The sequence below is a fragment of the Moraxella sp. CTOTU48268 genome, assembly GCF_032069585.1.
GTDB classification, from domain to species: Bacteria; Pseudomonadota; Gammaproteobacteria; order Pseudomonadales; family Moraxellaceae; genus Faucicola; species Faucicola cinerea.
The window spans coordinates 58341-73321 of the sequence record NZ_DAMALV010000005.1; the positions used below are offsets into that span (position 1 = coordinate 58341).

A 14981-nucleotide genomic window follows, 5' to 3' on the forward strand; every position below is an offset into this window, starting at 1 on the left:
ATTAAGCTTTAACTGATGGACGTACGATAACGTCGCCACCGTTGGCACCAGGAATTGCACCCTTGATAACTAGGATACCTTTTTCAGCATCAACTGAAATCACTTCTAAGCCTTGTACGGTCACACGTTTGTTACCCATTTGACCTGGCATTTTTTTGCCTTTAAATACACGACCCGGTGTTTGGTTTTGACCTGTAGAACCCACAACGCGGTGAGATACTGAGTTACCATGTGTCCAATCTTGTGAACGGAAGTTGTGGCGTTTGATACCACCTTGGAAACCTTTACCTTTGCTGGTACCAATTACGTCAACGATTTGACCTACTTGGAACAAGTCGGCAGCGATTTCACTACCTGCTTCGCGGCCTTCAAGTTCGCTGTCTTCGACGCGAAATTCCCAAGTGCCACGACCTGCAGCAACGCCAGCTTTTGCAAAGTGACCTTTTTGAGCTGCATTAACACGAGAATCACGACGTTCACCAGTTGTTACTTGGATAGCTTGGTAGCCGTCTGTGTCTTGTGTTTTGATTTGAGAGATACGGTTGGCAGTAACTTCAACAACAGTTACAGGAATTGAAACACCTGCTTCTGTGAAGATACGAGTCATGCCGCATTTTTTTCCGACTAAACCGATCGCCATGTTGTTAACCTCTTAATTTTTACTGTTATTCAATATAGGTGTTACCCTAAGGGGTTAGCCTAATGCGATTTGTACATCAACACCCGCTGCCAAATCTAACTTCATCAGTGCATCGACTGTTTTGTCAGTAGGCTGAACGATATCTACCATACGTTTAAATGTGCGGATTTCGTATTGGTCACGGGCATCTTTGTTCACGTGTGGTGAGGTTAAGATGTTAAAGCGTTCAATGCGAGTTGGTAGCGGTACTGGACCACGAACTTGTGCACCTGTGCGTTTTGCGGTATCAACAATCTCTTGAGCTGATTGGTCAATCAGACGATGGTCAAAAGATTTAAGTCTGATACGGATTTTCTGGTTAGCCATGCCAGTAAGCTCCTAATATAAAGTTTGATATGGGTTAATTTGCGTTGGGTGTTAAGCTGTTATTGAGTAAACACCTAACTTGCATTTTTTACCTGTTTTTGACAGGCACTTTTTGAAAATAAAAAAATTTCAGTCCCACTCAAACCATTAACTTGCAATACATAGATAGCATTATTAATAGTCGGTGAAACTGTCTTCTTTAATTTCGTGTCGCAAACAATGGAGCGACTGTATTAAAGGGCTTATTCTTTTATGAATTGACGAATCATCTTCGTCGCCCTGCAATAAGTTAAGTGGGCTGTATTATACCGATTTTTTGGGTAAAAGCAATAGGCTAATCTAGCAAAATATCATATTGTTCTTGATTAAAGCGGTTATCACTCTCCAAGTTAATCGGACGACCCAGCAAATATTCCATCTCTGCCACTGTATCTGCTTCAATGGTTTCAAGCAAATCAATCACCCCGCTATTTGCGACCACGGTAAATTTCTTAGGGGCATTATAGGTTCTGGCGCAGCGCATCAATTCGCGGAAAATCTCCAGACACACGGTTTCGGCGCTTTTGACAAAGCCTTTACCGCCACAGGTTGGACACGGCTCACAAAGCTGTTGTTGTAAGCTCTCTCGCGTGCGTTTGCGAGTCATCTCTATGAGCCCAAGCGCTGAGACTTCGCTGATATTGGTTTTGGCATAATCGCGTTTGAGCTGTTCTTGCAGGCTTGCTAGCACGTCATCGCGGTGTTGTTGCTCTTGCATATCGATAAAGTCAAGAATGATAATCCCGCCCAAATTACGCAGTCGCAGCTGACGGGCGATGGCGTGGGTGGCCTCTAAATTGGTTTTATACACCGTATCTTCAAGGGAACGCCCTCCAACAAATGAGCCTGTATTGACATCAATGGTAGTCATGGCTTCGGTTTGGTCGATGATAAGATAACCGCCTGATTTGAGATTAACACGGCGATTGAGCGCGTCTTTTAAATCCTCTTCAACGCGGTGAACATCAAATAACGCCTGCTCGCCTTCATATAATTGAATACGTGGATATATCAGTGGGACAAATTCTTTGGCAAAATGACGAATAGCTTCAAACACTCGGGCGTTATCGACCGTCACCCTTTCAGTCTGCTCACCAATCAAATCTCGAATCGCGCGCAAAGGTAGCGACAAATCTTGATAAATCAGCTCAAAACGGCGATGGGTCGGCGTTTGTTCCCGGCGGGCTTGCACCATACGCCAAAGCTGCAGTAGATAATAAATATCTTCTTCAAGTTTGGATTGTGGGATATTTTCGGCAGCGGTACGGGCAATCAATCCGCCTTGTAGATTGACTTGGTGCATCAGCTCGCCAAGCTGTGTTTTTAACCGCTCTCGCTCATCGCCATCAATCCGCTGTGAAATCCCGATATGTTCACCATACGGCAAGTACACCAAATAACGCGAGGGCAATGACACATCCGTCGTCAGTCGTGCGCCTTTACTGCCTAATTGGTCTTTAATCACTTGTACCAAGATACGCTGTCCTTCATACAAGCGGTTTTCTATCAACTCGCTAGGCGGTGGCTGATAGGTGGTTGTGGTCATCGCAAGCGTAGTGGTGTCAGGGTCTAAGGTGTTGTCAATCGCGGGATTTTGCGGTTTTGGCGGTTCAATGGCTGAGAGCTTAGGACGCAGGGTCTGCATATCATTGACGTGCAAAAACGCGGTGCGCGATTGCCCAATGTCGATAAACGCCGCCTGCATTCCTGGCAATACGCGCACCACTGTGCCAAGGTAGATATTGCCTACTGAGCCAAGTTTGCTATGGCGTTCGATAAAGATTTCGTTGAGTACCCCATCTTCGAGCACCGCGACTCGGCTCTCAGATGGGCTGATGTTGATGAGTAGTTCTTCGGTCATTATTAACAGCTTTTTAAAATTTTTAGTTGCCGTTATTCTACTCGAAGTTAGTTATCTGCACAAAGCTAAACTAAATTAGCTGTTGTTTTAGTTCATTGATTGTGGTCACAAGCTTGGTTGGCTGTTCTTTTGCCAAAACATCGGCTTTTTCACAGCCATAACTTACAGCAATGCTATCCATCTGTATTGCATTTGCCATACGGATGTCATGAATACTATCACCGACCAATATCGCATCTTCCACCGTTTTACCCGTTTCGCTCAAAATTGCTTGCAGCATGAGCGGATTGGGCTTACCTGCGGTTTCGTCAGCAGTTTTGGTAGTTGTGAAAAACGCTTCAATTCCAGAGTTTGGCAATACTCGCTCCAGACCTTTTCGTTTTTTCCCTGTGGCAATCGCTAGTGTTTTGCCTTGTGCGTGTAAATCTTGAATCAATTCTTTAATACCATCAAACAGTTTGTCGTTGTCGCAATGCTTGACATAATATTCTGAGTAAGTCGCTAAAAGTTCATCATATTTATCGCTGTCATTGGGAAATAGCATGGGAAACGCATCGACTAACGCAATGCCGATAATAGATTTTGTCGCTTCATCAGTGACGGTTAAACCGTGCTTTCCAGCAGCATAGCGCATGGCATCGACGATTAAGCCCACCGAATCCATCAACGTGCCATCCCAATCGAAAATGATTAGCGATTTGTCTTTGAAATTATTTGTTGTCATTTTCTATCTTCAATTTCATTAAAATAGGGAGATAATAATTTGTCTTGCTGACATTCAAACTTACCTTTTTTTAAACTATACACTTGAAATTGATTGTCGAATCCTGCTTTATCTTCATCGTCAAAATAATGAAGCAACCCATATGAGCCAACAGCATTTTTAGCAAGCCACTGATAAATTTCTAAAACGTCAAAAAATTCTTGCGATTTATGATTATGAAACCCAAAAATCATAAATTGATAGTTGCCATTTAGAATACCCGTTTTAATCTGTTGATTTTCTAAATTTTTAAAGGTGATATCTATTTTAGAAAGAAATTCTTGCCAAATTTTACCCATCATCTCTTCAGATTCGTTGGCTTCATCAAAACCTTCTCGGACACACACCCAACCATAATATTCAATCATTTTCATTACCAATTAAACTTTGCATATCCTCTGGCAATTCGGCTGTAATTGTTTCATATTCTGGAATTTCGAGTTGATAGGCATGCAGACACAAACGGCGCACGCTTTTATCGCCTTTAGCTACATTCGGATTGTATTTATCATCACCCAATAATGGATGCCCGATACTCGCCAAATGAACCCGAATTTGGTGGGTACGCCCTGTCAGCGGTTTGGCTTCAATTAAGCTGACTTTTTGACCATTTAACTCAAATTTTTGCAACACGTTAATTTGGGTTTGGCTTGGCTTGCTATCTTCGGATTTTACATCTACTTTGACACGGCGTTCACCGCTTTTGCCTTCTTGTGTGGCAGGCAACGTGTATTTTAGTAGCGGTTTATCAATGGTTTGTGTTTCGCTACTTATCCAACCTACCACCAAACACAGATAGGTTTTTTGCAATGTTTTTTCTCGCAAATGCTCTTGTAAAGTTTTAAGGGTTGAGCGTTTTTTGGCAATCATCAGTAAGCCAGAGGTATCTTTGTCAATGCGGTGTACCAACTCAAGGTATTTTTTACCCGTTGCTTCTCGCATGGCTTCAATCACGCCAAAACTCTCGCCACTGCCGCCATGCACCGCCATACCCGATGGTTTATTGAGCACGATTAAACCCTCATCTTCATACACAATGCGCTCAAGCAAGCTCTGGGCAAAGTCAGGGCTAATCACGGGTTTTTCACGCGTGGCAAGCTTGATGGGTGCAATACGCACCACGTCATTACGCTGCAGTTTATCGTGGGGTTTACAGCGTTTGCCATTGACACGGATTTCGTCGGAACGAATCATGTTATAGACATGTGAGCGCGGCAGTCCTTTAAGACGACCCAACAAAAAATTATCAACACGTTGGTCATGCTGCTGGCGCGTGACGGTCAAGTAATTGACTTTAGCAAAATCTAAAATATCGTCATCTGCAGATTGGGGTTGTTTGCTAGGCGGTTGTTTGCTAGGCGTGCGTTTTGGGGTTTGATGAGCCGATTGTTGCGATGGGGTGTCGCGTTTTTTGCTAGGATGGGCAGGACGTTTGGGAGACTGCGAGTGCTCTGTCATATTTTGATAGCCGTTTACATAAAAATTTGCTATAGTTTAGCAGTTTAGTGCCTGTGCCGCTATGAATTCGCGCCATCAATTCGACTTAAACCCTGTTAAGCTTCATTTCAAAGTAGTGTATGCGGGATAATTAAACTGTCGCTTGTGGTGTCGCCCATACAGCCGAAATTTATTCATGGCAGTATGACTCACGATAGGGCGCACTAAACTGCCAATATTTATAGATTTTAAGACTGATTTTAATCAATATCAGCACACGACATACGAGTAACGAAGATAATTGTCATTTGAAAACATGTTCAAATAGTTTGTAAAGATTAGTGATACATAGAGATAACAGATAAATGGTGGGTTTTGTGCCTTACAACCACAAAACTGCTGGTAACGATTAGCGTATTATGCGCCTAGGTAAATAAACTCAGTAGTTGCGATTTTGAGATAAACGTTTACGGTTTTGGACGATTTACCATTTTAAATTGCCCACGCCTTTGTAAAACCTAACTTATCAGGCTTGCCATTTAAAGCGAAAACTAACGCTAACACTTTTTGACCAATAGGGAAAAAGGGTTCATTCATTTGTTCTAAAACGCACATTGTTTTGGGCAACAACCCCCAATCCAGCATGATGGCTGTATTTACCTAACAGGCTTACAACCTCGATATGGCAAGAATCCGACTTAATCATGCAATTTTTGGTGAACAACAAACCTTGTTATCAAGCCGCCTAAGCTTGGTATCAGCGAATCTAGTCAAGACTGTTTGACGTTGTTTCATCTAATATTTGATAATAATGTTTGATAGCAACATTTATCTACCCTCGTATGTTTTGTGTGTTTAGGAGAAAACACATGAAACGCATCCTCATCAATGCTACCCACGCCGAAGAAATCCGTGTTGCCCTGTGCAATGGCAATCATTTGTATGATTTCGATTTAGAAAACCGTACCCGCGAACAAAAAAAAGCCAATATTTATAAAGGTCATGTGACCCGTGTCGAGCCATCGCTTGAAGCCGTATTTGTGGAATACGGTTCACAACGTCAAGGTTTTTTACCGATTCGTGAAATCGCCCCAGAGTACCTAGCAGGTGACCCTCGCTCTACCAATAACATCAAACAACTGATTAAAGAAGGCGATGAACTCATCGTTCAGGTGGAAAAAGAAGAACGCGGTAATAAAGGCGCGGCTTTGTCTACTCTGATTTCATTGGCGGGTCGTTATTTGGTATTGATGCCCAACAATGCGCGTGGCGGCGGTATCTCTCGCCAAATCTCTGGCAAGTTGCGCGATGAGATGAAGCAAGCGTTAAGCGAGCTAAGACTACCCAAAGGCATGAGCGTTATCATCCGTACCGCAGGGATTGGTAAAACCACGGATGAATTACAACAAGACCTTGACCATTTATTAAACATCTGGAAAGGCATCCAACAACAAAGCCAAAAATTCCCCTCACCTCGCCTGTTGCACCAAGAAGCGGGCGTAGTTACCCGTGCCGTACGCGACTACCTGCGTGATGATATCACGGAAATTTGGGTCGACAATGAATACGCCTATAATGAAGCGGCGAATTTTATTGAAGCAGTGATGCCGCAGCAAGCGAATAAACTGCGCAAATACACTGACTATGAGCCGATGTTTGCCCGTTTTGGAATTGAAAAACAAATCGAAACCGCCTACCAACGTGAAGTACGTTTGCCAAGCGGCGGTTCGATTGTAATTGACCAAACTGAAGCTCTGGTATCAATCGATATCAACTCATCAAAAGCCACCAAAGGCGCGGATGTCTCAGAAACGGCGTTTAATACCAATTTAGAAGCAGCAGATGAAATCGCCCGTCAATTACGCCTGCGTGATATGGGTGGTTTGATTGTTATTGACTTTATTGACATGGCAACCGATGACCACCAAAAACAAGTGGAAAATCGTCTCAAAGAAGCCACCAAAAACGACCGCGCCCGTATCCAATTCGCTGAAATTTCACGTTTTGGACTACTTGAAATGAGTCGTCAACGCTTGCGTCCGTCACTTGAAGAAGCGACAGGTTACCTCTGCCCGCGTTGTCACGGTACCGGTATGATTCGTGACTTGCGTTCACTTGCCTTATCAATCATGCGTCAAATCGAACAACGGGCGCTACAAGAGCGTCATGGCGAAATACAAGCCGAAGTGCCAACTGACATCGCGGCATTTTTACTCAACGAAAAACGTGAAACGCTCGTCTGTCTTGAGCAAGAAAGTGGCACCCGCATTACCATCTTGCCGCATGCCCATCTTGAATCCCCCGAGTTTAATATCACTTATAACAGTGATGGGTTCGCGCCATCGAGCTATGAGCGTGTCGCCGAAAGCCAACAACAAGAATATAAAGACCGTGGCTATGATACTAGCAACTGGCATACCGATGACAATGAAGTCAGCCGTGTAGCACCGACAGGTAATCATAATGCCTGGAGCAGTGCTAGCAACGCCGCCAACACCACGCCTAACCCTGCAACGCCATCAAATAAATCTCAGCAAACTGCCAACACCTCGGCGGCCGACAAAGCCATCGCGCCACAGCCCGTGCAGTCGGCTGCCACTGCCCCTGCAACTTCTGCAGTCGCTTGGCTATCGAACTTGTTTGCTCCTACCCAGCAAGCCCAAGTCACCCCACATTTTAGTGGTCAAGATGCCGCTTCGGCGATTGAGAGTCTCGTCAATACCGGCGCACAAAGCTTGGGGGTGCAAGGTCAAATCAATCACGCCGCATTGACCGCAAGCATCCCTGCGGTGACAACAAACACCATTGAAACTAGCGCCAATCCTTATCAAGAATCGTCTCAACAACCTTCAGCCACGGCTGAACCAAGCGATAAAGATGCCGAGCGCCGTAAACGTGGTAACCGCAAACCAAAGGCTAAAAAACCAAACCGTTATCAATCTGAAACGAGTGAGGCAGAAGTTTCATCACAGGACACTGATAGTAATAAAGACAAGTCAAACGATGCGTCAAAAACTGCCAAAACTAGTGAGCTGCCAAAACGCGAGCCGAATAGTCGCCGTGACAGCCGCGGGGTCAAAGAACGTCGTGTCACACTAGCGAACGATGATAGTAACGCTGTTGTAATCAATGATGTGACAGCGACTGATACCGCTGTTGCCGCTGTCGATGGTAGAAAAAACAACCAGTCCAAAGCAGAAAAACCGAAAGGCGCAAAACAACGTGACCCCAACAGCGTGCAAGTTCAAGTATTTAAAACTGAACCACAGCAACCTATAGCTGCGGTTGAAATAACGCACCTCTCGCTAGATGCCAGCAAAGGGGAAATTGCAAAACCTGAGGTTCAGCCAATAGCATCGGCTACGACAACCGAACCCACAACACTAGAACAGGCAATTCAGACGCCAGTTAACCCTAGCAGCGTTACAGTGTCAAATGATGAGGTAGCAGAGCTTGCTAAAGCATCCACGCCATCTGCGCTATCCGCTGAACCTGCCACTGTACAGCTGGCAGTGACACCGAGCCAAGGTCGTGCCAAAAATGACCCACGCGAAGTCTATAAGGCTTACCAAGCGCAATTTAGCCCAGTTGCCTCTGTCGTGAGCACTTCGGTGACAAAAATTTCAGGTACGGTGAGTCAGTTTATTAACCAGTACTTAGATAATGCCGCTGAAAAAATGGCAACCGACAGCGTGGTTAGCTGCTTTATCCAAGCCATCGATGCCTTTAATCATCAAGCTGCTACCACCACTACCCCAGCAAAAGATAATGTCGTAGTGGCTGAACAACAGCGTTTTGGGCAGTACTTTAGAAATTATGGTTATGCCAGTCTATCTGCGCAAAACTTGGATGATTATCATACGGCCATTTTGCCCGCCAGTCAGTTCCAACGCCAAGCAGGCAAAACTGACGCTGCGCTGCCAGCGGTAACTAAACGCGCCATCAATGATCCACGCGGCTCCTTGGTTAATACTGCTGTCACTCAAGCACCGACTGACTCAAACCCGTCAGTTACTGAGCCTAACTCCAATGTAACTGACAGCGTTACAGGTCAAGTAGAAGCAGCCTCAACGCAATCAGCGTCACCTAACCAAAATCACCTGTCATATCAAGCAGGTAGCGTAGGCGCATGGATTGTGGCGCGCTTGGGCGAGCAAGGTCATGCGTTGATTGAGCAAGGTAAATTGGTCGAAGCTTACTTGCAAGCGCACAATGCGCCAGTCGCTAACCAACCAGCCGAGCCATTCTCTGCAACAACAATAGCGGATGATGCTATAGTGAATCAGAATCAAGACGTTGACTTAGTGCAAACAGCTGATGAACCCGCATTAGACCTTAACACTGGCACCGAAGGTGCTGAAGCAACGGACGTAGAAGATAGCACAGAAGCAGCGGCGCAAAAACGTAAAACCACACCGGTAAGTTATAAGAACATGATTGAAAGTGTGGCAGAGCAAATGAAACCGGCAACCGTTGGTATGCTGACCTTAGCAACCCCAAAAGCACCGAAAACCCGTACGCGTAAAGCTAAGGCGAGCGAAAAACCAGCAGCCAAACCCAAAACGCGTACTAGTAAAAAGGTGGAAAATGCCGTGGTTGTCACTAAAAAATCGACGACCACTGCCCAAACTGACGTAGCGCCCTCTCACGATGAGGCGGTAGCGCCGCAGCACAATCAGTAATTCAATCGTGTTTGCGTGCCTGTATAGCAATAAAAAAAGCAGTTCAACATGAACTGCTTTTTTTATTTTAGCCACAAATTTTAGATACTATGAATGGGCGGGCTTTCCTAATGGGCAGGCTTGTTGCGAATTTTTGAGATGACTGTCATGATTGCAACTACCAATAAACCTGCTACCAAACCAACCAGTGCATTTAATAGGTTGGTGGTTAAGCCTGAAAATACCCCTGACAAGTCACCTAAATGCTCAATCCCATGATGTAACGCACCAACGCCATGTGCCAAAATACCACCACCCACCAAGAACATCGCCAAAGTACCGGCGATTGATAGCACCTTCATCAAAATAGGCGCAAAGGCTAATAATGCCTTACCTATACTTTGTGCCGCTGATGACGACTTTTGCTGCAAGTGCAGCCCTAAATCATCTATCTTGACAATCATAGCCACAAAGCCATACACACCCACTGTCATGATGAGTGAAATTAATACCAGTGTTACCGCCTTATCCAGTAAAGGCACCGTTGCCGCAATGGTGCCGAGGGAAATCACAATGATTTCAGCGGACAAAATGAAATCTGTCCTCACTGCCCCTTTAATTTTTTCTTTTTCATGCGCCACCAAATCCACACTTTCATCGGCATTGGCTGCTACCCGCTCGGCTTGCTCAGGGTCATTACTCCCAGAATGTGGCCAAAATTTGTGCACCACTTTCTCTGCCCCTTCATAACACAGATATAAACCACCAATCATCAATAACCCGGTCACCAAGGCTTGCGAAATCGCACTAATAATTAAAGCCAGCGGCACCAAAATCGCTTTATTGACTAAAGAGCCTTTGGCGACACTCCACACCACAGGCAACTCGCGATCGGCTTTTACCCCTGATACTTGATTGGCGTTGAGTGCCAAATCATCGCCCAACACGCCCGCCGTTTTTTTGGCAGCGACTTTTGTCATCACCGATACATCATCTAGGATGACACTAATATCGTCGAGTAAGGTTAACAAACTAGCAATTGCCATAATAAATTCCTAAAAAATAGTAAAAGATGAAAAAATAATAATAGTTATTAAACTGGCTGACGATTTGTTAGTTTACAAATTTGTCATTCAAACACAATGTTTAAATTGTATCGCAACTTATCAATAGTTATTTGCCTAAACGTTGAATTTTTTTAAAAAACCTAGTTAAACAAACTCTCAGTTATACAACCTTTCAATCCATTAATAGAACTTGGCTTCGAGCTGATTACTTTTAGCGCACTAAAAGATTGAAACAAGCGGAAAGATTGAGACAAACGGAAAGATTGAGACGGGCAAAAATGTGAGCCCCGACCTAGTAGACCTGGTAGATTGTTAACAATAAGTTGACAGGGGTAGCGCTCATACATCATAACAATATGGTAAAATAAAAACCTATATTAACGTTCTGTGGGTTTTCTCATGCTCATTCGTTTTGCAACTTATCCTGCTAAAACCTAATTAACTGCCCGTTTAATTACCAGTGTCATCGCCGTGGCTGGCATGGTTGGTTTGGCAGGCTGTGATAATGCCCAATCGCGCACACCCGCCAAGTCTGAAACTCAGAAACTTGAAGCGACTAACAGCTCAGCCCCCGCGGCAAAAAATGAATCACAGCTACAGCAACTGCTATCGGCAAATTTAGCCAAATCAGGTATCACCGCCAAAATCACCTCGGTGACAGCGACCAGTATGCCAAACATCTATTGGGTCAAAGCCGAAGGTTTACCGGCGTTTTTTACCGATGCGACAGGTCAATATGTGGTACAAGGGGATATCATCAAAGTCGGTGGTGCTAAACCTGAGCATATCTCAGCGAACTTGCAAGCGCAAGATGCGAAAGCTAGCCTTGCCACCATCGATAAAAAAGACATGATTATCTTCCCCGCCAAGGGGCAGACGAAAGCGGCAATCTATGTATTTACCGATGCAGATTGTGGTTATTGCCGTAAATTTCACAGTGAAATCAATGAGGTAAATGCACTGGGTATCGAAGTGCGCTATCTACCTTGGCCACGTAGTGAACAAACCATGCCTATCATGGAAAAAATCTGGTGTAGTAGCGACCGCAAAAAAGCCTTAACCGATGCCAAATTGGGCATGCCTATCAATGCACCGACTTGCAGTAACCCCGTACGTAAAATTTATGAGTTAGGTGCAAATTTGGGTATCAATGGCACCCCAGCCGTGTTTGACACAGAAGGTCATCAACTTGGCGGTTATCTGCCACCTGCTGAATTGGCACAGGCACTCAACCTCAAATAAGTTCACCCCTGATGGGATAAAAACCAGCTAGTCATCATTAGCTGGTTTTTTTATTTTAATTTTTTTGGGCAATTGGATTTTATACCTTACCAATCACAAGTTAGCATGGTATATTTAGCTAGCCAATTTTTAAACTTTTATTTTTATATTTTTGACATTTGAGAATTTTTTTTATGAATAATCGACCTATTCAATTAGCGATTTTAGGGCTTGGTACTGTGGGTACTGGGGTGGTTGAACTGCTACAAAACAATCTTGACGAAATGACGCGTCGCACAGGACGTGAGATTAAAATTACCCACGTAGGCACGCGTCGCAACCGTACCGATATTCCAACAGACATCAAACAATCTGCCGATTTGCTTGATATCGTTCAGCAAGCGGATGTGGATATTGTGGTGGAATTGATGGGCGGTACCACCACGGCTAAAGAGGTGATTTTAGCGGCAATCGAGCATGGCAAACATATTGTGACTGCCAACAAAGCCTTACTAGCAGAACATGGCAATGAGATTTTTGCCAAGGCGGATGCCAAGGGCGTCAAAGTAGCGTATGAAGCCGCGGTTGCCGGCGGTATTCCGATTATCAAAATCTTACGTGAAGGTTTAGCTGCCAACAAAATCGATTGGCTTGCGGGCATCATCAATGGTACAGGCAACTTTATCATGACTGAAATGCGCGATAAAAAGCGGGACTTTGCAGATGTCCTCGCTGAAGCCCAAGCGCTGGGTTATGCCGAAGCCGATCCGACATTTGACGTCGAAGGGATTGATGCTGCGCATAAATTGACGCTGCTTGCGTCAATTGCATTTGGTATTCCATTGCAATTTGACAAAGTTTACTGTGAAGGCATTACCAAAATCACCAAGCAAGATGTGCGTTATGCCAACGAGCTTGGCTACCGTATCAAGCATTTAGGGTTTGCTAAACGTCGTATTCTAGACAATGGCGAAGAAGGTATTGAATTACGTGTACATCCGACTTTGATTCCAAAACAGGTGTTACTTGCCAATGTGAATGGGGTAAAAAATGCCATCATGGTTGACGCAGAGCCTGTCGGACAAACCTTGTATTACGGTTCGGGTGCCGGGGCGGGGGCAACTGCATCCGCTGTGATGGCAGATGTGGTGGACATGGTACGCGCCCTTGCAGAGACCAATGATTCAACCGCAAATTTGGTGCCGCATCTGGCATTCCAGCCTGAGACACTAAATAACACACGCATCTTATCAAGCGATGAAATGATCACAGGCTACTATCTGCGCCTACAGGTCAAAGATGATTTAGGTGTACTAGCAGAAGTCACCCGCATTTTAAGTGAGTCTAAAATTAGTATTGATGCAATTTTGCAACAGCCAGCACATGATGATACTAGCACTGATTTGCCAGTCATTATTATGGTTGACCCCGTCGTTGAGCGCAATATGAATGAAGCGATTGCAAAAATTGAAGCGTTAGATACCGTGACCGATAAGGTGGTGCGCATTCGGTTGGATGAGTTAATGCAGTAAAATTTAGGTAGACTTGACTGAGATATTTTACAGTATTTTCAGTAGTTTAATTTACATTTTAACTATGATAATATGAAATGTATCGCATTAGCAAAACTTAAAACATCTATTGTGATTGGCATGGTTGCCGTTTACAACCCTGTTTATAGACCCTAGTGATTTAGGTCGTAGTTTGCTTGTGACAACAGAAACCCTAACTCAAAGGAAATTTAATATGGAAAATTCAGTCGTAATCGTGGATGGCGTTCGCACCCCAATGGGTGGATTCCAAGGTGATTTGAACGAAGTATCAATGCCAGAGCTTGGTGCAACCGTCATTAAAGAAGCCGTCAACCGTGCCGGCGTAAAACCAGAAGAGATTGACGAAGTTATCATGGGTTGTATTTTAACCGCGGGTGCAGGTCAAAGCCCAGCGCGTCAAGCGATGCGTAAAGCAGGTATCCCAGATGCCACAGGCGCAATCAATGTCAACAAACTTTGTGGTTCTGGTATGAAAGCCATTATGCTCGGTGCCAACTCAATTCGTAGTGGTGAGTTTGATATCGTGGTAGCAGGTGGTATGGAATCAATGACCAACGCCCCTTATGTACTACCAAAGGCACGTGGTGGCTACCGCATGGGTGATGGCGAAATCAAAGACACCATGTTCTTAGATGGTCTTAAAGATGCTGATACCGGCAAGTTAATGGGTGCATTTGCGCAAGAAATGGCAGATAAACGGGGTATCACACGTGAGGCGATGGATGCATTTGCTATCGAATCGCTAAAACGCGCCAACACCGCCATCAATGAAGGTCACTTCAAAAACGAAATCGTTCCGGTTACTGTCAAAACTCGTAAAGGCGATGTAGTCATTGACACGGACGAACAACCCGGCAAAGCCAATGTAGACAAAATCCCAACCTTAAAACCCGCGTTCTCGAAAGATGGTACAGTCACTGCCGCTAACTCAAGCTCAATCTCTGATGGTGCAGCCGCCGTTGTATTGATGTCAGAAGACAAAGCCAAGGAAAAAGGCTTAAAACCAGTCGCACGTATCGTTGCCCAAGCCACCCACTCACAACACCCAAGCGAATTTACCATCGCGCCCATTGAGTGTGTGAAAAAAGTTTTAGCAAAAGCTGACTGGAGCAAAGAAGACGTTGATCTTTGGGAAATCAATGAAGCATTCGCTATGGTAACCATGCTTGCTATGCAAGAAAATGACCTCGATCATGCTAAGGTTAATATCGAAGGCGGTGCTTGTGCATTGGGTCATCCCGTGGGGGCATCAGGTGCGCGTATCGTAGTCACACTCATCAACTCACTCAAACGCACAGGCGGTAAAAAAGGCATTGCTAGCCTATGTATCGGTGGCGGTGAAGCGGTTGCCTTAGCCATTGAGTTAATCTAAT

The 14981-nt window shown here is 44.7% G+C and carries 11 protein-coding genes; 4 read left to right on the top strand and 7 right to left on the bottom strand.

The genetic code is table 11. The features are described 5' to 3' along the window. Position 1 precedes the first annotated feature (1 nt). The 6 genes from rplC to RT143_RS02890 all read right to left on the bottom strand — a co-directional run bounded on the left by rplC (position 2) and on the right by RT143_RS02890 (position 5127). Positions 2 to 640: a 50S ribosomal protein L3 gene (gene rplC / locus RT143_RS02865; protein WP_007115545.1), complete on the bottom strand. Its 639-nt coding sequence runs from the start codon at positions 638 to 640 to the stop codon at positions 2 to 4. Positions 641 to 694: 54 nt separating this feature from the next. Further along, on the bottom strand, positions 695 to 1006 hold the full coding sequence (rpsJ, locus tag RT143_RS02870; RefSeq protein WP_007115544.1) for a 30S ribosomal protein S10: 312 nt from the start codon (positions 1004 to 1006) through the stop codon (positions 695 to 697). Between the two features lie 334 nt (positions 1007 to 1340). Next, positions 1341 to 2906, bottom strand: coding sequence for an Rne/Rng family ribonuclease (locus tag RT143_RS02875; RefSeq protein ID WP_313091010.1), 1566 nt, complete (start codon positions 2904 to 2906; stop codon positions 1341 to 1343). A gap of 70 nt (positions 2907 to 2976) precedes the next feature. Continuing rightward, entirely contained in the window at positions 2977 to 3630 is a 654-nt protein-coding gene (locus RT143_RS02880; protein ID WP_313091013.1) for an HAD family hydrolase, read from the bottom strand. After that, positions 3627 to 4037, bottom strand: coding sequence for an Imm7 family immunity protein (locus tag RT143_RS02885; RefSeq protein WP_313091015.1), 411 nt, complete (start codon positions 4035 to 4037; stop codon positions 3627 to 3629). The genes RT143_RS02880 and RT143_RS02885 overlap by 4 nt, the downstream gene beginning before the upstream one ends. Next, positions 4030 to 5127, bottom strand: coding sequence for an RluA family pseudouridine synthase (locus tag RT143_RS02890; protein ID WP_313091017.1), 1098 nt, complete (start codon positions 5125 to 5127; stop codon positions 4030 to 4032). The genes RT143_RS02885 and RT143_RS02890 overlap by 8 nt, the downstream gene beginning before the upstream one ends. Positions 5128 to 5975: 848 nt before the next feature. Here RT143_RS02890 and RT143_RS02895 point away from each other — a divergent pair. Continuing rightward, a complete protein-coding gene (locus RT143_RS02895) occupies positions 5976 to 9788 on the top strand; it encodes an Rne/Rng family ribonuclease (RefSeq protein WP_313091019.1) in 3813 nt (1270 codons plus the stop codon). A 107-nt stretch (positions 9789 to 9895) separates the two neighbouring features. Here the strand turns inward: RT143_RS02895 and RT143_RS02900 are convergent, their stop codons facing one another. Continuing rightward, positions 9896 to 10813 carry a DUF808 domain-containing protein gene (locus RT143_RS02900; protein WP_313091022.1) on the bottom strand — a complete coding sequence of 306 codons (918 nt, stop codon included), beginning with the start codon at positions 10811 to 10813 and terminating at the stop codon, positions 9896 to 9898. 501 nt (positions 10814 to 11314) lie between these two features. Between RT143_RS02900 and RT143_RS02905 the strand changes: the two genes are divergently transcribed. From RT143_RS02905 to RT143_RS02915, 3 genes are all read left to right on the top strand, one after another. Then, on the top strand, positions 11315 to 12076 hold the full coding sequence (locus tag RT143_RS02905; RefSeq protein WP_313091093.1) for a DsbC family protein: 762 nt from the start codon (positions 11315 to 11317) through the stop codon (positions 12074 to 12076). Between the two features lie 173 nt (positions 12077 to 12249). Continuing rightward, a complete protein-coding gene (locus tag RT143_RS02910; protein ID WP_313091024.1) occupies positions 12250 to 13587 on the top strand; it encodes a homoserine dehydrogenase in 1338 nt (445 codons plus the stop codon). A 214-nt stretch (positions 13588 to 13801) separates the two neighbouring features. Further along, positions 13802 to 14980: a thiolase family protein gene (locus RT143_RS02915; RefSeq protein ID WP_313091026.1), complete on the top strand. Its 1179-nt coding sequence runs from the start codon at positions 13802 to 13804 to the stop codon at positions 14978 to 14980. Position 14981 lies beyond the last annotated feature (1 nt).

Bases quoted from the DNA above. Each gene is read 5' to 3' on its own strand.
- rplC (WP_007115545.1), bottom strand. From the start codon at position 640: ATGGCGATCGGTTTAGTCGGAAAAAAATGCGGCATGACTCGTATCTTC.
- rpsJ (WP_007115544.1), bottom strand. From the start codon at position 1,006: ATGGCTAACCAGAAAATCCGTATCAGACTTAAATCTTTTGACCATCGT.
- RT143_RS02875 (WP_313091010.1), bottom strand. From the start codon at position 2,906: ATGACCGAAGAACTACTCATCAACATCAGCCCATCTGAGAGCCGAGTC.
- RT143_RS02880 (WP_313091013.1), bottom strand. From the start codon at position 3,630: ATGACAACAAATAATTTCAAAGACAAATCGCTAATCATTTTCGATTGG.
- RT143_RS02885 (WP_313091015.1), bottom strand. From the start codon at position 4,037: ATGATTGAATATTATGGTTGGGTGTGTGTCCGAGAAGGTTTTGATGAA.
- RT143_RS02890 (WP_313091017.1), bottom strand. From the start codon at position 5,127: ATGACAGAGCACTCGCAGTCTCCCAAACGTCCTGCCCATCCTAGCAAA.
- RT143_RS02895 (WP_313091019.1), top strand. From the start codon at position 5,976: ATGAAACGCATCCTCATCAATGCTACCCACGCCGAAGAAATCCGTGTT.
- RT143_RS02900 (WP_313091022.1), bottom strand. From the start codon at position 10,813: ATGGCAATTGCTAGTTTGTTAACCTTACTCGACGATATTAGTGTCATC.
- RT143_RS02905 (WP_313091093.1), top strand. From the start codon at position 11,315: ATGGTTGGTTTGGCAGGCTGTGATAATGCCCAATCGCGCACACCCGCC.
- RT143_RS02910 (WP_313091024.1), top strand. From the start codon at position 12,250: ATGAATAATCGACCTATTCAATTAGCGATTTTAGGGCTTGGTACTGTG.
- RT143_RS02915 (WP_313091026.1), top strand. From the start codon at position 13,802: ATGGAAAATTCAGTCGTAATCGTGGATGGCGTTCGCACCCCAATGGGT.